Origin of the sequence: Bradyrhizobium sp. LLZ17 (assembly GCF_041200145.1) — a bacterium.
Taxonomy (GTDB): Bacteria; Pseudomonadota; Alphaproteobacteria; order Rhizobiales; family Xanthobacteraceae; genus Bradyrhizobium.
The window spans coordinates 186,534-204,821 of record NZ_CP165734.1 but is presented as its reverse complement, the minus strand read 5'-3'; the positions used below and the strand labels follow the sequence as shown (position 1 = coordinate 204,821).

12 protein-coding genes and 3 pseudogenes are annotated in these 18,288 nt (G+C 64.5%); 9 read left to right on the top strand and 6 right to left on the bottom strand.

From position 1 onward, the window contains the following. Nucleotides 1-52: 52 nt before the first annotated feature. Nucleotides 53-289 (bottom strand): DUF1127 domain-containing protein, encoded by a 237-nt coding sequence (locus AB8Z38_RS00900; RefSeq protein WP_369722641.1) that lies wholly within the window; start codon nucleotides 287-289, stop codon nucleotides 53-55. A gap of 185 nt (nucleotides 290-474) precedes the next feature. Here AB8Z38_RS00900 and AB8Z38_RS00895 point away from each other — a divergent pair, with 185 nt between their 5' ends. Continuing rightward, nucleotides 475-1,818, top strand: a complete 1,344-nt coding sequence (locus AB8Z38_RS00895; RefSeq protein ID WP_369722640.1) for a PLP-dependent aminotransferase family protein — start codon at nucleotides 475-477, stop codon at nucleotides 1,816-1,818. Between the two features lie 14 nt (nucleotides 1,819-1,832). Here the strand turns inward: AB8Z38_RS00895 and AB8Z38_RS00890 are convergent, their stop codons facing one another. Both AB8Z38_RS00890 and AB8Z38_RS00885 read right to left on the bottom strand, forming a co-directional pair. Next, on the bottom strand, nucleotides 1,833-2,450 hold the full coding sequence (locus AB8Z38_RS00890; protein ID WP_369722639.1) for a YdcF family protein: 618 nt from the start codon (nucleotides 2,448-2,450) through the stop codon (nucleotides 1,833-1,835). A 44-nt stretch (nucleotides 2,451-2,494) separates the two neighbouring features. Then, entirely contained in the window at nucleotides 2,495-3,082 is a 588-nt protein-coding gene (locus tag AB8Z38_RS00885; protein ID WP_369722638.1) for a hypothetical protein, read from the bottom strand. 64 nt (nucleotides 3,083-3,146) lie between these two features. On the opposite strand from AB8Z38_RS00885, the gene AB8Z38_RS00880 reads away from it, so the two are divergent. Continuing rightward, nucleotides 3,147-3,596 (top strand): hypothetical protein, encoded by a 450-nt coding sequence (locus AB8Z38_RS00880; RefSeq protein ID WP_369726714.1) that lies wholly within the window; start codon nucleotides 3,147-3,149, stop codon nucleotides 3,594-3,596. Nucleotides 3,597-3,602: 6 nt separating this feature from the next. Here AB8Z38_RS00880 and AB8Z38_RS00875 read toward each other — a convergent pair. Next, nucleotides 3,603-6,003, bottom strand: a pseudogene (locus tag AB8Z38_RS00875) (EAL domain-containing protein). Between the two features lie 113 nt (nucleotides 6,004-6,116). Continuing rightward, nucleotides 6,117-7,510, bottom strand: a pseudogene (locus AB8Z38_RS00870) (MFS transporter). A 380-nt stretch (nucleotides 7,511-7,890) separates the two neighbouring features. On the opposite strand from AB8Z38_RS00870, the gene AB8Z38_RS00865 reads away from it, so the two are divergent. Then, complete coding sequence (locus AB8Z38_RS00865; protein WP_369726713.1) at nucleotides 7,891-8,979, top strand: MFS transporter; 1,089 nt, start codon at nucleotides 7,891-7,893, stop codon at nucleotides 8,977-8,979. Between the two features lie 73 nt (nucleotides 8,980-9,052). Here AB8Z38_RS00865 and AB8Z38_RS00860 read toward each other — a convergent pair whose 3' ends face one another. Beyond that, nucleotides 9,053-9,559 carry a ferritin-like domain-containing protein gene (locus AB8Z38_RS00860; protein ID WP_369722637.1) on the bottom strand — a complete coding sequence of 169 codons (507 nt, stop codon included), beginning with the start codon at nucleotides 9,557-9,559 and terminating at the stop codon, nucleotides 9,053-9,055. Nucleotides 9,560-10,002: 443 nt separating this feature from the next. Here AB8Z38_RS00860 and AB8Z38_RS00855 point away from each other — a divergent pair, with 443 nt between their 5' ends. From AB8Z38_RS00855 to gudD, 6 genes and pseudogenes are all read left to right on the top strand, one after another. Then, nucleotides 10,003-11,085, top strand: a complete 1,083-nt coding sequence (locus tag AB8Z38_RS00855; RefSeq protein WP_369722636.1) for a YbhN family protein — start codon at nucleotides 10,003-10,005, stop codon at nucleotides 11,083-11,085. Between the two features lie 112 nt (nucleotides 11,086-11,197). Further along, nucleotides 11,198-13,150: a hypothetical protein gene (locus tag AB8Z38_RS00850; RefSeq protein WP_369722633.1), complete on the top strand. Its 1,953-nt coding sequence runs from the start codon at nucleotides 11,198-11,200 to the stop codon at nucleotides 13,148-13,150. A gap of 278 nt (nucleotides 13,151-13,428) precedes the next feature. After that, nucleotides 13,429-14,782, top strand: a pseudogene (locus tag AB8Z38_RS00845) (MFS transporter). A gap of 127 nt (nucleotides 14,783-14,909) precedes the next feature. Then, on the top strand, nucleotides 14,910-15,815 hold the full coding sequence (locus AB8Z38_RS00840; RefSeq protein ID WP_369722632.1) for a LysR substrate-binding domain-containing protein: 906 nt from the start codon (nucleotides 14,910-14,912) through the stop codon (nucleotides 15,813-15,815). A gap of 128 nt (nucleotides 15,816-15,943) precedes the next feature. Further along, a complete protein-coding gene (kdgD, locus tag AB8Z38_RS00835) occupies nucleotides 15,944-16,888 on the top strand; it encodes a 5-dehydro-4-deoxyglucarate dehydratase (protein ID WP_369722631.1) in 945 nt (314 codons plus the stop codon). 26 nt (nucleotides 16,889-16,914) lie between these two features. Continuing rightward, nucleotides 16,915-18,270, top strand: a complete 1,356-nt coding sequence (gene gudD / locus AB8Z38_RS00830; RefSeq protein WP_369722630.1) for a glucarate dehydratase — start codon at nucleotides 16,915-16,917, stop codon at nucleotides 18,268-18,270. Nucleotides 18,271-18,288: the final 18 nt, after the last annotated feature.

The window sequence follows — 18,288 nt, the reverse complement described above, 5'->3', positions numbered from 1 at the left end:
TTGAGAGGTCATCGTGCCTGGACCTGTCAGGCGCGATGCGCGTGGAAGTCGCTTACAGATACCGCGTCAGTTCGGCTTTGAACTGCCCGTAGACCGCGTCCTCGATCTGGCTGCGCGTGATCCCGATGTCGCGCAAGGCGCGGTCGTCGAGCTCGTTCAGCGTCTTGATCGCCGAGCGCTGATCGAGGCGGTCGAACAGCGCATAGGCGACGTTGGCGAAGGTGCGAAAAAATCCGCCCGACGAGGATGGGCGTAAACTCCGCCCCGAAGTTTGCGAGATCGTGGTCATTGTTCTTCTCCGGCCTTCTGTCCACGCGGCGAAGGGAATGCCGTTGGCGCACGCGCTGTGAGCGCCTGCACCTCATTTGCCGTCGGATTGCTCTCGCTCCCCTCGGCTCAATCGCGGACCTTGATGGAACTTAAATGCTCCAGTACACTACTCGGAGCAAGTGAAACATTGCTCTCGGTGCAATAATGTCCAAGTTCGAGTACGTGAAGCTTGCCGATGCCATTGCCTCGGATATCTCTAACGGTACCTTAAGGGCCGGCGACCGGCTGCCGCCGCAGCGTAATTTTGCCTATGATCGTGGCATTGCGGTCTCGACCGCGAGCCGGGTCTATACGGAGTTGCTCCGCCGCGGCCTCGTGGTCGGCGAGGTCGGCCGCGGCACCTTCATCTCAGGCGACATCAGGCGCGAAGTCGAAGCCGTGAGCGAGCCGCGCGATGCGCGCATCAATTTCGAGGTCAATTACCCGCTGCTGCCACAGCAATGGGCGATGATCGCCAAGAGCCTCGCCGGGCTCGAGCGCGTCGACGCGCTCGAATCCGCGTTGCGCGTTTCGACCAGCACCGGCACCAAGAGCGCGCGCAATGCCGCCGCCGCCTATCTCGCGCGCAAGGATTTCATACCGCAGGCCGAGCAGATCGTCTTCACCGCCAATGGCAAGCAATCGCTTGCGGCCGCGCTCGTCGCCCTCGTTCCCACCGGCGGCCGCTGCGGCGTGGAGGCGCTGACCTACCCCTACATCAAGAGCATCGCCGCGCGGCTCGGCGTGACGCTCGTTCCAATCCCGATGGACGAGTACGGCGTGCGGCCCGACGCGATCCAGAAGGCGCATCGCGAGTCGCATCTGTCGGCGCTGTATCTCCAGCCCATCATCCAGAACCCGCTCGGCGTCACCATGAACGCGACACGACGCGCCGACATCATGCGTGTCGCCGAAAAGCTCGATCTCACCATCATCGAAGACGCCGTCTACGGTTTCCTCGCCGACGACACCCCGCTGGCCGCGCTCGGGCCTGATCGGTGCATCGTGATCGACAGCCTGTCCAAGAAGGTCGCGCCGGGCATTGCGCTCGGCATCCTGGTCGCGCCACCGCGTCTGCGCGAGAGCGTGATGAGCGCAGTGCGGACCGGCGGCTGGATCGCCTCGGGCCACGCGATCGCGTCCGGGCAGCGACTGATGGCTGACGGCACCGTCGCCGAACTGACGCGGCTGAAACGCATCGATGCCGCGCGGCGCCAGCAGACTGCGGCAAGGCTGCTCGCCGGCTACCAGCTCTCGGCCGATCCGCGCTCCTATCATCTCTGGCTGACGCTGCCGACGCATTGGCGCTCGCAGACTTTTGTTGCCGCCGCAGCCCGTCGCGGCATCGCGCTGACGCCGTCCTCCACTTTTGCAATCGCGCATGGTCATGCGCCGAACGCGGTCCGCCTCGCGCTCGCCCCGCCCTCGCTCGAGCAGTTTGATTCCGGCCTGCGCACGATCGTGTCGCTGCTCGGCACCAAGGAAGAGGATTTCGATTCGACGGAGTAGCAAGCGTGTGTCGATCAGCGCCCCGGCCACTCCGCGATAAAGCCCCTCGCCTTGTACGACTCGATCTTGTCCCATTCGTGCAGGATTCGCCGACGAAATTCGGCGTCCGTGTGCCAGCGCTCGCGCGGTGTCGCGAAGCTGTCGACGGTGAGCAGCATCTTCTCGACCTCCGGCCAGTGCCGATGCAGCGTCATCGGATAACGTCGCGCGGTCCAGGTGTTGCCGAGGCAGATCACGCTGCGGACATTTTGCAATCCCAGCGCGGCATCGATGATTGGCAGCGAGAAGATCACGTTCTCGCCGGTGTTCATCGCGCGATGTTCCTCGAGAATGCGGTCCGCGGGAACACCTGCGGCAACCATCGCCGCCTTGATGATGGTGCATTCGGATTGCTCCGAGCCCGGCGTCACGCCGCCACTGACAATCGACCAGCGGAAATAGCCCGCGCGCCACAGCCCCACCGCGGTGTCGACGCGCAGCGCAACGTCCTCGCGGGTGCCGAACAAGAACAACAGGTCGGCCGGCCGGAGCGGCGTGTCAATCAAATGCGTCCGGTTGATCCTGGTTATCTCATCCGCCGTAGGCAGGCGAGTACTGCGATCGAGGAGGGACATGGCAGCACGATGCGACATCCGCGCAGGCGCGCGAAGTCACGTTTGATTGCGACCGATTGCACCTAAGGCAACAAGGACCTCGGCACGCGCTCGAAGCTGTAGCTCTGCGGCCGGTTGCGCCGCACGAAGCCGCCGACCTGCCAGGCAAACAGGGCGGCAAATCCGATGATGAACAGCACGCCGGCGAACTCGCCGATCATCAGTGCGCGGATCAACAGCCCCGTCATCGCCACCGCCAGCACCGCCAGGAATGCGAGCACGGCCGCATAGGTTTTGCGGCCAAGGCCCGCGGTCAACTCGGCGCGGCTGCCGGCCTTCGCCATCCGCGCGTGCAGCTCGACAAGGAAATCGCGAAATCCGCGGTCCTGCGGCGCCATCAGCGCCGCTGTCTGCCAGCTCGTCGACAGGATCGCGATGCGGCCACCGCCCGCATGGCTGACATCGGCGCGAAACCGGTGCTGCTGCATCGAGACGGGGCGGAACGACAGCCGGATCGCGCTGATCTCGTCGTAGCGCCACACGCCCGAACGGCCGGCGATATGCCAGGACAGGCCCTCATCGGTCAACTCGAAGCGATGCGCCGAGCCGATCAGCGACGCCTTATAGGCGTAGCTGGTGGCTGGAGCGGCCTCAGGTTCCGAATCCTGCATTTCGATCATCGATCCCGTGCGCGCCAATCCCGTTCTCGATCGGCTTGCGCAATCGCCCTCGCCCATCCTACAAGCGAGGGATGGCCGAGACGACCTTTTTCCGCGCCGCCTGATTCTCGGCGCCGCCGTCATCGCCGGCGTGCTGCTCGCGCTCGCGGTGCACATGCTGGGCGCGCGCTATGGGCTCGACCTCGGCGGTCTGTGGCGATCCGATACACACGAGCTCATGCCGACCGGCGCGGCGATCGCCTGGTGGCTGATCGCAACGGTCGGCTTCACCGGCGGCTACTTCACGGCGACATTGATGCAGAGCGCCGTCTCCGGGCAGATTCCGCAGCGAATGCGGCAGTTCCTGATCGCGGTCGGCGTGCTCCTGCTCGCAGGCGCAGGACAAGCGGCCTCGGCGCCAAGCCCGATCCCGACCATTTCCGGCGTGCTCGCCGGCCTTGCCGCGCTCTGCCTTGGTGCGGTGATGGCATTCTGCGGCGCGCATTTCGCGCTGCGGCGGGGCTAGATCGTCCTAGGCCAAAGCGCGCAGTCGCGGGCGTTCCAGCATAAACACCACTTCGGAAGCTGGCCGTGGCATGCTGAACAGAAAGCCTTGGACCTGGGTGCAGCCTTCCCGCCGCAGAAGTTCGAGCTGCGCGTCGGTCTCAACACCCTCCGCCGTCGTGACGATGCCGAGGCTTCGGCCGAGACCGGTTACGGCGCGGATGATCGCCATGGAATCCTGACGGGTCGCAAGCTCGGATACGAACGAGCGGTCGATCTTGATCTTATCGAACGGGAAGCTGCGCAGATAGCTCAGCGACGAATAGCCTGTCCCGAAATCGTCGAGCGAGATCCGCACGCCCATACCGCGCAGCTCATGCAGGGTGGTCAGCGTCGCCTCGCTGTTCTGAAGCAATACGGATTCCGTGATCTCGAGCTCGAGACGGCGCGCCGCGAGGCCCGATCCCTCCAATGCCTCGGTCACGATTGCGATCAGGTTCGGACTCTTGAACTGAACCGGCGACAGGTTGACGGCGACATCGACATCGTCCGGCCAGGTTGCCGCATCCGCGCAGGCGTTGCGCAGCACGAATTCGCCAAGCTGAACGATAAGGCCGGTCTCCTCCGCCAGCGGAATGAAATTGATGGGCGAGATCAGCCCGCGTTGCGGATGATTCCAGCGCAATAGCGCCTCGAAAACGACAACGCGATCGCTCGCGACATCGCGGATCGGTTGATAGTAGACTTGGAACTCGTCGCACCGCAGCGCCGCGCGCATATCCATTTCCAACAGGCGTCGCGCCTGCGCCCGCGCATCCATGCCGGTCTCGAAGAACCGATAGGTACCGCGGCCGTCCGCCTTAGCGCGGTACAGCGCGAGGTCGGCGTTCTTCAACAGTTCGTCCGGATTGCTGGCATCCTGCGGCGACAGTGAAATGCCGATCGAGACGCCGATCACGATGTGATGGTCGTCGATCTCGTAGGGGGCGGAGATCGCTTCAACAAGTCGGCCAGCAAGAGCTCCCGCGGCAGCTTCCTCCAGAGCGGCCGATCTGGACCACGGCGAACTCGTCACCGCCGAGCCGCGCCACGGTGTCGTGCTCTCCGACGGTGGCCGTCAGCCTGGCGCCGACTTCCTTCAGCAGTGCATCGCCCATCGGATGTCCGAGGGAGTCGTTGATGTCCTTGAAACGATCGAGATCGAGGCAGAGCACCGCGAGCTGGTCGTTCGAACCCGCCCGGCGCAGTCCCTGCTCGAGCTCCTCGTGAAACAGCACGCGATTCGGCAGATTGGTCAGCGCGTCATGGCGAGCCATGTGCGAGATCTTCGCCTGCGCCTCCAGCCACTCGGTGATGTCCTCGAAGGTTGCGACCCAACCGCCGCCCTGCATCGGCTGGTTGACGACGCGGATCGAGCAGCCGAACCGCTCCACGACGTCGGTCGTGGTGCGTCCATCGCGCGCGTCCGCCACGAGCCGCGCGAAGAACTGATCGGGATCACCTGTCCACTGACCGTTCGCCTGCTCCTCCCTCAACACGTCCACGAGCGGGCGGCCAGTGAGCTGCATCTGCGAGCGGCGGAACATCGACGCATAGCGCTCATTGAACAGGATGATCTTGCCTTCCGCATCGAACATGCACAGCCCCTGCGACATGTTCTGTAGCGCGGTGTCGAGCACGATCTGCTGGCGTCCCAATTCACCCTTGGCCCGGCGGTCGAGCAGCGCCGCAACCAGCGCGATCGCAATGATCGCGACTGCGGCGCTGGCGGTCAGAAACGACATCGAGGCCGGCGGGATCGACCGCCCGCTAATTGCGAGCGACGGGTCCGGAGTCAGCAGCACGGCGCCCATCGCGGTGAAATGATGCGTGACGATGGCGATCGTCAGAAGGCCAGTCGCGGTAAGTGCATGGACGCGGTCATCGCGTCGCGCAGCGACGAATAGAGCGAGCGCCCCAAAGACAACGCCAAACAGCACCGAAGCGATGACTGTGCCTTCGACCCAGTTCACGCGTGCCGAAATCTCCAGCGCCGCCATGCCGGTGTAATGCATCGCAGCGACGCCGCCGCCTACAATGGCACCGCCGAGCAGCACCCATGACGCCCGCAAGGACGACACTGCGATGCTCAGTCCCACGAAGGTGACGGAGATCGCGAAGATCAAAGAGAGGACGGTCACAGGAATGTTGTAGGCACCAGAGTTGCCCGGCCCATAGGCGAGCATCGCGATGAAGTGCGTCGCCCAGATGCCGCAGCCGCTGACGACGGCATCCAAGGAGATCCAGACCAGCCGCCCCGGTCCCTGCGTCGCACGCGCCCTGTGAAACAGGCTGATTGCCGCCGCGCTGGCCAGCAGGCACACTGCGCCTCCGAGCACGACCAGGCGCCAGTCATGCTGATCGGTGAGACAGTAGAGAACTTGATACATTGCCGGCCCCTGTTCCACCCGCACTAAAACCGGCAGAGGTGGACAGTCGGTAACCAGCTATGCGGCGGTTCTGGGTATGGTGAACAGAGCATTTGTGACGTTATTCATATTGCTCAACCTTCGTGTTCATCTCCGGTTCGCGCACCGAACCCGATCACCGCAGCGGCCAGCAGCAGCACGGCGGCCGAAATCGCCAGCGAGAGATGCAGGCCCTGCATGAACGCGCCTTGGCTCCCGATCAGAGATCCGAACAGCGCAACGCCGAGCACGCTGCCGGTTTGGCGCGTCGCGTTCAATACGCCGGCGGCGATGCCCGAGCGCGCCTTCTCGACGCTGCCGAGCAAAGTCGAGGTCAAGGGCGGCACCAGCAAACCCAGTCCGCCGCTGATCGCGATCATCTGCGCGCAGATCGTCCAATAGCTGGTTCCGGCCCCGATCCAGAGCAAGCCGAGGCAACCGAGCGCCGACACGCAGGCGCCGACCACGATGGTCGGGCACGCCCCGATACGCTCGGCCAGGCGCGGCGCCAGCAGGTTGATCGGCAGCACCGCGCCCATCATCGGCACGAAGGCGAGCCCGGTCCACCATGCCGACAGGCCGTTGATCCTCTGGAAGTACAGGCTGAGCACGAAGATCAGGCCGTAGATCGCGACGTTGACCAGAAGTCCGACGATGCTGGTGAGGGTAAACAGCCGGTGACCGAACAGCGATAAGGGCAGCATCGGCTGGGCCGTGCGGCTTTCCCGCCAGACGAACAGCACGGCCAGCACGGCAGACGCCACGAAGCCCGAGAGCACGAGCGGATGCCGCCAGCCAAGCGCGCCCCCTCGATGATCGCGCCCGCGAGCGCCCCAAGCGCGCCGATCGCCGCGAGCTGGCCGGGCAGATCGATCTCGCGCGAGGGCGCGCGCGTCGTCTCGCTCGCGTATCGCCAGCTCAACCACAGCCCGACCAGGCCGATCGGAAGATTGACCAGAAAGATCGCGCGCCACCCGACCAGGGTGATCAGGGCGCCGCCGACGAACGGACCTGCGGTCAGCGCCAGACTCGCGCCGGCGGCCCAGACCGCGACGGCGCGGCCGCGCTCACGGTCGTCCGCATAGGCATGGTTCAGCAGCGCCAGCGAGTTCGGCACCAGGATCGCCGCGGCCAGGCCCTGGACCAACCGCGCGCTGACCAGCACGACGGCATTGGGCGACAATGCACAGCCGAGCGATGCCGCCGTGAAGATGGCGAAGCCCGCCATGAAGACGCGCTTGGCGCCGATGCGGTCGCCGAGCGCGCCCGCCGTCAGGATGAAGGCGGCAAACGCGATGGTGTAGGCGCTGACCACCCATTGCAGCTCCGCGACACCGCCGCCGAGCGTTTTGCCCATCGCATCGAGCGCAGTGTTGACGATGGTGACGTCGAGTTGCACCACGCCATAACCGAGGCTCATGGCAGTTAGCATCAGCGCGGGCGCAGCTTGCGTACTCCGCGCGTTCCACGCTTTCGGAAAGGATTGCATCTGAAAAAATTCTGCCGGCATGATCCACCTCATGTTCGCGGGTGAACGCTGCCATGAGGCTTCCGTTGCGTTCCATGCTTCGGTTCTGATCGAAGCTTCGTTGCAGAGCCGCATCGCATGCTGCAGCTGAAACGTCGAAGTCTCTCGCTCTGCGCGACATGCAAACCCCGTCCGCACGCAGCGAATGGGAACGTCACAAGATTGCTTCGTGTTGGGCTCTACATCTTCCCTTCAGGGTCGCGAAGTCATGGCAAGAGTTGGCAACAATTCGGTTCCGTCGGCCGCACCATCGGAGTTCGGCAAGACTGCAACCATCGTTTCCGTCGCCAGCATGATCGGCGTGCTGTTCCGGCAGCACGGTCGCAACCCCACTCTACGTCATCTACAAGCAACAGCTGGGCTTCTCCCAGATCACGTTGACGCTGATTTATGCCGTCTACGTCGTCGGAAACCTGACCGCGCTCCTGATATTCGGCCGGATGTCCGATCAGGTCGGGCGGCGGCGCACCGCGGTCATTGCCATCGGCATCGCCATCGTGGGCGCCCTCGTGTTCCTGTTCGCACACGGAATCGCTTCGCTCTACGTCGCCCGGGTGCTGAGCGGTCTTGCGATCGGGCTCGGCGCCGGAACCGGCACCGCCTGGCTTGCCGAACTGATCGCCGAACGGGACCGCTCCCGCGCCACCGTGATCGCAACGATCGCGAACTTCACCGGCCTTGGTCTTGGCGCATTGATCGCCGGCCTGCTTGCCGAATATGTCGCGCTTCCGCTGCGAATACCGTTCATCGCCTATCTCGCCGTGCTGGTCGTCGTCGCGATCCTTGTTGCCTTCGCTCGCGAGACGGTGAATCGTCCCCTCACCTCCTTCGCACAAGTGTCGGTGCGGCCGCGCGCCGGCGTTCCGTCGCCGATCCGGTCCAGGTTCGTAGCGCCTGCGGTCACCGGCTTCGGCGCCATGGCCCTCGTTGCCTTTTTCGCCGCGCTCGCGCCGAGCGTGCTCGCCAGCGAGCTGCACGTCACCAGCCACGCGGTCGCGGGCATGATCTTCCTCGAGCTTGCCGCCGCCGTTGCCCTCGTCATTGCCCTGACGCGCTCGGTGTCGAGCCGCGCCGCGATGCTATGGTCGCTCGGCCTGATGTTGCCGAGCCTTGCCCTGCTGGTGACCGCACAGCTCATGGGATCGCTCGGCGTCATGATCGTGGCGACCGCGACCTGCGGTGTGGCGGCGGGTCTCGGCTATCGCGGCAGCCTGCAGGTGGTGAACCAGATCGCACCGGATGACCGTCGTGCCGAAGTGGTGTCGGCCTATTTCATCTGCTGCTTTCTCGGCAACGCGCTTCCAGTCATCGGTATCGGTATCCTCTCGACCCTGATCAGTTCGACCGTGGCCAGCCTCGTCTTCGCCACGACGATTGCGGTCTTTGCGGCCGTTGCGCTGGTGTTCGGGCTGAAATACCGATCTGGCTAGACGGAGCCGACAAGAAAAAAGAGACGCCGCGCGGATACGCGGCGCCTCCAGACACAGAGGGTAGCTTGCGCCGTCAACTCGCGGCGCGCAGATTGACCTTGCTCTCGGCGATGCTGGTGAGCTTTTTATCCGTCGCCTTCTCTTCCTCGAGCGTCTTGGCAAGCACGCTGGCGCAATCGTTGCGGCCGAGCTGCTTGGCCCAGGCGATCAGGCTTCCGTAGCGCACGATCTCGTAATGTTCGGCCGCTTGCGCCGCGTTGATCAGGGCGGCGTCGAGCACCGTCTTGTCGGCGACTTCCCCAGCGGTCTCGTTGGCTTCCTCGATGATGCCGTCGATCGCCGGGCAATCGACCGCCTTCACCTCCGCGCCGTGCATCTTGAACACTTCCTCGAGACGCTTGACGTGCTGCCGGGTCTCCTCGAGATGCGTCAAAAAGCCCTGCTTCAACTGCGGATCAGTGGCCTTGTCTGCCATTTTCGGCAGCGCCTTGGTGAGTTGCTGCTCGGCGTAATAGATGTCCTGCAGCTGATGCACGAACAGGTCGTTCATGGTCTTGATGTCTTTTGTGAACAGTCCCATCGTTCCAAATCCTCGCAGATTTTGGGAACACGGCGGCGCCGGCTCGCACGAGAGCCGCATTTCGCCGTGTTCGGTTGCTGATCTCGGCTAACCTGCGGGCGCGGCCGCCGTTCCACAAAAGACTTGCTTTCCAGAAAAACTCCGCATGTTTGCGCCGGAACAAGGCTTGCGGCTTCAGGATCTGAAACCATCTCAACACACGGACGCGCGATCCAGGCCGGGGCCTCGACTCAGATGCTTAACGCGCGAGCCGTGTGAACCACGTATGACAGGAACGCCCGCTCCAGCGCAGAAGCTGTCCTTGTCAAGGCCTGCACAAGTTGCTGTTTTTGCCCTAAATGAGCTACATCATGCCTAGCGATCGGCGCCCTCTTGGGCGCAGCGGTCGCGCCCGACCAGTCAATGCCTGACCGGTTTGGTCTTGCCCCCCGCCGGGAGGATGAATGCACGGAATGCTGCCCGCGCTGAAACGCGGTTTCAAGAGATGGATCGGCTGGCGCCGGGTCGGAATCGCGGCGAGCGTCATGATCATCGCCTTCGCGGTCACGACGCTGCTGCGAACCCTCAAGGGCATCGATACTGGCGTCATCCTGACGGCGCTGACCGATATCCCCCGCGGCAATATCGGGCTGGCCGCGATGTGCGTGTTCTTCGCGTTTTGTACGCTGACCTTCTACGACTTTTTTGCACTGCGAACGATCGGCAAGAAGCACGTACCGTACCGCATCGCGGCGCTGTCCAGCTTCACGTCGTATTCGATCGGCCACAACATCGGCGCCACCGTGTTCACCGGCGGAGCGATCCGCTTCCGAATCTATTCGGACTACGGGCTGAACGCGATCGACGTCGCCAAGATCTGCTTCCTCTCCGGCCTGACCTTCTGGCTCGGTAACATCTTCGTGCTGTCGATCGGCATGGTCATCCATCCGGATGCGGCCTCCTACATGGATCAGCTCCCGTCGCCGATCAACCGGCTGATCGCACTCGGCGGCCTCGCCTCGATCGTCGCTTATCTGGTCTGGCTCTGCACGGGCGAGAAGCGACGCGAACTTGGCCAGAAGGGCTGGAAAGTGGTGCTGCCGTCAGCACCGCTGACCTTGGTGCAGATCCTGATCGGCGTGGTCGATCTCGGCTTCTGCGCGATGGCGATGTACCTGCTGGTACCGGCCAACCCGCCGATGGACTTCCTGTCGCTCGCCGTGGTGTTCATCCTGGCAACCCTGCTGGGCTTCGCCAGCCATGCTCCCGGCAGCCTTGGCGTGTTCGACGCCGCCATGCTGGTGGCGCTTCCCGAATTCGGCCGCGAGCAGTTGCTCGCCACCCTCCTGGTCTTCCGCATCCTTTATTTCGTGATCCCGTTCGGTCTGGCCATCTCCATCATGGGCACGCGCGAGCTGTGGATGAACGTGGTCGAGCCCTGGCAGGAGCGCCGGCGGCTGGCGGAGGCCTGCGCGCAGGCCAACCTGCCCAACCAGGTGACGCCGATGGAGCGCGAGCGGGCGCTGCGCCAAGCCAGCAAACGGTGATGCCAACAACCGGGTAAGGCGGGCGGTCCGCGCGACCGCCGGACAAAGGTTGCGCCCGGAGCAGCAATCCTCTCTTATTTCCGCCTCAACTTTGCCGTTGAAGACGCGGGCCATGATCCCTGTATCTCTTCGTACCCTCTCCGCTTGCGTCCTGCTGTTTGCCGGGATCTTGAGCTTTTCGCCGCTCCAGCGCGTTGCCGCGCAGGATACCGGCGCCATGCAGATCAATTGGGAGGTGCGCAACCGCTTCCGCCTGTTCCGCGAAGAGCGCGACTTCCTGCTGCATGTCGAGAATGCGCGTAACCGCAGCATTCTCGCCGCCGAGCAGTCGCTGGAGCTCCAGAGCGAGGGCCGCGGCTGGGCCCGCAACATGGTCAACCGGCTCTGCATCGACCTCCAGGGCCGGGTCAACCAGCCCTGCACCCGCGACAACGTCAAAGAGAACTACATCACGCCGCTCGACCACCCCGTCACCGTGCGCCTGACCGGCGCGGTGCCGGTCGGGGCTATCTGCGCCTGGTCCTTCGACGACGGCGACGGGCCGCAAACCTCGACCTTCGACTGCGCAGAGCCGGTCAATCTGCGCGTCCGCTACGGCAAGCAGACGGTCGCGAGCGTCGATGTCTCCTCCGGCTCTGATCCGACCCAGCGCGTGCAGACCGAGATCCAGGTCCGCGACATCTTCATCGCCGGTCTGGGCGACAGCATCGCCTCGGGCGAAGGCAATCCGGACCGGCCATTGGCGCTCTCCGACGAAGGTTTCTGCTTCCGCTCCTATCTCGGCGCCGCCGGCGCGCAGTACTACCGGCCGAGCCGTGCCGGCTTCAAGGGGGGCCGCGCCTGCGAGGCGCCGGATACGCTTGCGAACTGGCAGCGCTACGGCGCGCTCTGGTTCAACTCGCCCTGCCATCGCTCGCTGTACAGTTACCAGGCCCGCACCGCGCTGGCGCTCGCGGTGCGCTACAGCCACATCGCAGTGACCTATCTGCCGCTCGCCTGCACCGGCGCCAGCATCAGCGACGGACTGCTCGGCTCGCAGCGCGCCCGCGAATGCCCGCCCGGCAAGACCGGCACCTGCCAGACCAGCGTGAACGCCCAGATCGCGGAGTTGCGCGAGGCGCTCACCGCGGCGAAGAAACGTCAGCCGGATCGCACGCTCGACCTGGTGCTGCTTTCGGTCGGCGCGAACGACGTCTATTTCTCGGGCCTTGTCGCCGACGTCATCGTCGACACCCCGACCGAGCGCGCGCTGTTCCGCCGCTCCGGCGTGATGGCGAGCGTCGACGAATCCCGCGACGCGCTGGCGCGCGAGCTGCCGCAGAATTTCGTCAAGCTGCGCGAGGCGCTGAAGCCGCTGGTCGGCGGCGACCTCTCGCACGTGGTCTATGTCTCCTACGCCAATCCGGCGCTGGCGGATGGCGGCGTACCCTGCCGCGGCGGGCGTGGCGGCTTCGACATCCATCCCGCGTTCAATGCGGATCCGCAGCGGCTCGCGCGCGTCTCGACCTTCGTCGATACCGAGTTCCTGCCGCAATTGAAGGGGCTCGCCACCTGCTCCAACGGTGCGCTGTGCCGCGACCCCGAAGCTGATCGCATGACCTTCGTCGATACGCATCAGGCCGCGTTCGCTGATCACGGCTTCTGCGCCCATGCCGGAAACGATCCCGAGTTCGACCGCACCTGCTTTGCCGAAAACGGCCAGAGCTTCAATCCGGATATCGTCGCGGCGGCGAGCCAGCCGATGCTGTGCGGCCGCAGCGCCTCGGAATACCGTGCCTATTTGCCGCGCGCGCGCTGGATCCGCGACGCCAATGACAGCTATTTTGCCGCGATGACCTATCCGCAGGGCTTGCCGGCGGCGAGCCAGCCGACCGATATCCACGATGCGACCTGGGGCGTGCTCTCGGCCGTCTATGGCGGCGCCGTGCACCCCACCGCCGAAGGCCACGCCGCGATGGCCGATGCCACGCTGCCCGCCGCAAGCGCCGTGCTCGGCCTCGATGCGGTGCCTCCGGGTGTCACGCGCGGACTATTGCCGCAACTGCTGCCGAGCGTGCAGCAGTAGAACCCAGAACGAGCTCTCGCCATATCCGTCATTGCGAGCGCAGCGAAGCAATCCAGAGTCCCTCAGCGGCGGCAGACTGGATTGCTTCGCTACGCTCGCGATGCCGGAATTGAAGCTCGGGCCATATCACTCGCGATTTCCAGCAGCGTTCCCAAAAGCTGCCGTTCCATCAATTCAAAAACAGCATCAATCGATACTCCCTTCAACTTGGACAGTTTCCTGCGCGCGCCTCTAGGAGTCGTGGTGAGGAAACGTTTCAAGTTTTAAGGAGGCGCCTGATGAGCGCAGTTGTGTCCGCAGCGGACGTGAGAAGGTCTCGCGTCAGGCTGTTCATTGTGACCATGCTGTTCCTGGTCACGACGGTCAATTATGCCGATCGCGCCACGCTCTCGATCGCGGGCCCCGCGCTTTCCAAGGAACTCCATCTCGACCCCGTCGCGATGGGCTACATTTTTTTCGGCCTTCGGCTGGTCCTATGTGATCGCGCAGGTGCCGGGCGGCTGGCTGCTCGATCGCTACGGCTCGCGGCTCGTCTATGCCTTCTCCATCATCGTCTGGTCGCTGTTCACGACGCTTCAAGGCTGGGTCGGCTTCTTCAGCGCGGGGACCGCGATCACCGTCCTGTTCGGGCTGCGCTTCCTGGTGGGCATCGCCGAAGCGCCCTCCTTCCCCGCCAATGCCCGTATCGTGGCGGCCTGGTTTCCCGGCAATGAGCGCGGCACTGCGTCCGCCTTCTTCAATTCCGGGCAATATTTCGCGACCGTGATCTTCGCGCCGTTGATGGGCTGGATCGCGCACGATTATGGCTGGCGCTATGTGTTCTTCGTGATGGGCGCCCTCGGCGTCATCATGGGCATGGCCTGGATCAAGACCGTCTATGCGCCGAAGGAGCATCCCGGCGTCAACGAGGCCGAGTTCGACTACATCAAGGAAGGCGGCGCGCTGGTCGATCTCGACTCCCCGAAGAACGATTCGAAGAACGAGCGCGCAGCCGCGACCGGTCCCCGTTGGGACCACATCCGCCAGCTTCTCTCGAACCGCATGATGCTCGGTGTCTATCTCGGCCAGTACTGCATCAACACGCTGACCTATTTCTTCCTGACCTGGTTTCCGGTCTACCTCGTGAAGGAGCGCGGCCTTTCGATCCTGCAAGCCGGCTTCGTTGCGACCCTGCCGGCGCTGTGCGGCTTCATCGGCGGCGTGCTCGGCGGTGTCATCTCCGATGCCATCCTGCGCAAGACGGGCTCGCTGACCATGGCGCGCAAGATCCCGATCGTCGGCGGCATGCTGCTGTCGATGTCGATCATCGCCTGCAACTATGTGGACGGCCAGGCGCTGGTGGTCGGCTTCATGGCGCTCGCCTTCTTCGGCAAGGGCATTGGCGCGCTCGGCTGGGCCGTCGTCTCCGATACCTCGCCGAAGGAAGCCGGCGGCGTCTCCGGCGGCCTGTTCAACACTTTCGGCAATCTGTCCTCGATCTCGACCCCGATTGTGATCGGCTACATCCTGGCTGCGACCGGCTCCTTCAATGGCGCGCTGGTGTTCGTCGGCGCCAATGCGCTGGTGGCGGCCTTCGCCTATCTCGTGATCGTCGGAAAGATCGAGCGGGTCGTGCTCACGAGTTCCTCCTGAGCGCTCCGGTGATCCGGAGCGGGACCAGGCAACTTGCGGCGGCCCCTGTGGGCCGCCGTCTTTGTTTTGGGGATGATCGATGCTAGAAGTGCCCGGGAAACGCCTTATCCATCCAAGGCATGTATCGATGTTCGACCTCAACCAGCTCCGCTGTTTCGTCACGGTGGCGGAGGAACTGCATTTCGGCCGCGCCGCCGCGCGGCTGAACATGACCCAGCCACCGCTGTCCCGGCAGATCCAGGTGCTCGAGCATATCATCGACGCACCGCTGCTGGAGCGGACCAGCCGCTCGGTGCGCCTGACGCCTGCCGGGCGCAGCTTCCTGCCGGAGGCGAGGCGAATCCTGAAGCTTGCGGAAAGCGCCTCCCAGGTGGCCCGCCGCATTGCGCTCGGCAAGACCGGTTCGGTGAAGATCGGTTTCACGGCCGCCGCCGCCTACGGCTTCCTCCCCGAGCTCGTGGCGGCCTGCCGCGCCAAGCTGCCTGAGGTGGATTTCTCGCTCAAGGAAATGGTCTCCGGCGACCAGTTCGAGGCGCTGACCTCGGGCCAGATCGATGCAGGCCTGTTGCGGCCGCCGATCGCGCGCCCGGAAATCGCCAGCCGCCGCGTCGTCGCCGAGCCGCTGCTCGCCGCGATCCCGAAAAAGCATCCGCTGGCGAATGCCGAAACCATCACCATCAAGGATTTCGACGGCCAGCCCTTCGTGATGTATTCGCCCTATGAGAGCCGCTACTTCCACGACCTGCTGGTGGCGCTGTTCACCCGCGCCGACATCTTGCCGCGCTATGTGCAGCATTTGAGCCAGATCCACTCCATCCTTGCCATGGTGCGCGCCGGCCTTGGCCTCGCCATCGTGCCGGCCGCGGCTGCAGGCCTGAAAATCTCCGACGTCCGCCTGCGCCCATTGAAGCTGCGGACCCGCGTCCCCGTCGAATTGTTCATGGTCTGGCGCCGTGACGACGAGAATCCTTTGCTCGCCGCGCTGGTGAAGATCGCGAGCGAATTATCCTCGGCGGAGGTGCTGGAGGATTGATGCTGATTTCGCATCGGTCGATATAGGCTTTGGCTTGGACGCGCATGGAACGGGCTCTTAAACACCTGGGCATGGACGCCGCCTGATTTGCGTCCCCGACAAACACGACAGAAGGGAGCAGCGCCCAAATGAGCAAGATGACCCCGCAGGAAATGGCCCAGAAGATCGGATCCGGCCTCCTGTCCTTCCCCGTCACGCCGTTCAAGGCTGACTACTCCTTTGACGAGACGACTTACCGCGCCAACATGGATTGGCTGTGCGGCTACGACGTCGCCGGCCTGTTCGCCGCCGGCGGCACCGGCGAGTTCTTCTCGCTGACCCCGACCGAGGTTCCGCACATCGTCAAGATTGCCGTCGACGAGACCAAGGGCCGCGTGCCCGTGCTGGCCGGCACCGGCTACGGCACCGCGATCGCGCGCGAGATCGCGATCGGCGCCGAGAAGGCCGGCGCCGACGGCCTCCTGTTGCTGCCGCCCTATCTCACTCATTCCGAACAGGAAGGCCTCGCCGCCCACATCGAGGCGGTCTGCGCCTCCGTGAAGATCGGCGTCATCGTCTATAATCGCGATAACGCGATCCTCCAGCCCGACACGCTGGCGCGCCTGGCCGAACGCTGCCCGAACCTCGTTGGCTACAAGGACGGCATCGGCGACATCGAGCTGATGACCCGCGTCTACACCAAGCTCGGCGATCGCCTCACTTATATCGGCGGCCTGCCGACCGCGGAGACCTTTGCGCTGCCCTATCTCGACATGGGCGTGACGACCTACTCCTCGGCCGTGTTCAACTTCGTTCCGGAATTCGCCACCAACTTCTACGCCGCCGTGCGCAAGCGCGATCATGCGACCATCCACGCCGGTCTGAAGGATTTCATCCTGCCGCTGATCGCGATCCGCAACCGCAAGAAGGGTTATGCGGTCTCGATCGTCAAGGCCGGCATGAAGGTGATCGGTCGCGATTCCGGCCCGGTCCGCCCGCCGCTGACCGATCTCACCGAGCAGGAGATCGCGGAAGTAGCAGCGCTGGTGAAAAACCTGCCCGCCATCTCCTCGACACAACAGGCCGCAGAATAACAGTAGCCAACAAGGAGGAGCGTACGATGACCCGGACCGACATCGGCGCGTCAGTCGGCGGTGCACCAATCGTCACCTCGATGCAGGTGATCCCGGTCGCGGGCCGCGACAGCATGCTGCTCAATTTGAGCGGTGCGCACGCGCCGTTCTTCACCCGCAACATCGTCATCCTCACCGACAATGCCGGTCACACCGGGGTCGGCGAGGTGCCGGGCGGCGAGAGGATCTGGCAGACGCTCCAGGACGCCCGCGATCTCGTGATTGGCAAGACCGTCGGCGCGCTCAACAACATCCTCGCCGACATCCGCACGGCCTTCGCCGACCGCGATGCCGGCGGCCGCGGCAAGCAGACTTTCGATCTCCGCGTCATGATTCACGCCGTCACGGCCGTGGAGTCCGCACTGCTCGACCTGCTCGGGCAGCATCTCGATCTGCCCGTCGCGGCCTTGCTCGGCGAAGGCCAGCAGCGCAAGAGCGTCGAGACGCTCGGCTATCTCTTCTTCGTCGGCGACATCAGCAAATCAAAGCTCGACTACGTCAAGGGCGAGTCCGGCAAGCCCGACTGGTTCAACCTCCGCCACCAGGAGGCGATGACGCCGGCGACGGTGGTGCGGCTCGCCGAAGCCACCCAGGATCATTACGGCTTCGCCGATTTCAAGCTGAAGGGCGGCGTACTCCGCGGCGAGCAGGAGATCGAGGCGGTCACCGCCATCGCAAAGCGTTTTCCCAACGCGCGCGTCACGCTGGACCCGAACGGCGCCTGGTCGCTCGACGAGGCGATCCGGCTCTGCAAGGACATGCACGGCATCCTCGCCTATGCTGAGGATCCCTGCGGCGCCGAGGCCGGATTCTCCGGCCGCGAGATCATGGCCGAGTTCCGCCGCGCCACGGGTCTTCCGACCGCGACCAATATGATCGCGACCGATTGGCGGCAACTCTCCCATGCGCTGCGCCTGGGCGCGGTGGACATTCCGCTGGCCGACCCCCATTTCTGGACCATGCAAGGCTCGGTGCGCGTGGCCCAGACCTGCCGTGACAACGGCCTGACCTGGGGCTCGCATTCCAACAACCATTTTGACATCTCGCTTGCCATGTTCACGCATGTGGGTGCCGCTGCGCCGGGCAAGGTCACCGCGATCGACACCCACTGGATCTGGCAGGACGGCCAGGCATTGACCAGGGAGCCGCTCCAGATCAAGGGCGGCAAGATCATGGTGCCGGACAAACCCGGCCTCGGCATCGAAATCGACCGCGCCGCCATCGAGGCCGCTCATGAGCTCTACAAGCAGCATGGACTCGGTGCCCGCGATGACGCTATTGCCATGCAGGACCTGATCCCCGGCTGGACCTTCGACGACAAGCGTCCCTGCCTCGTGCGTTAAGAAACCTTCCCTGGAGGA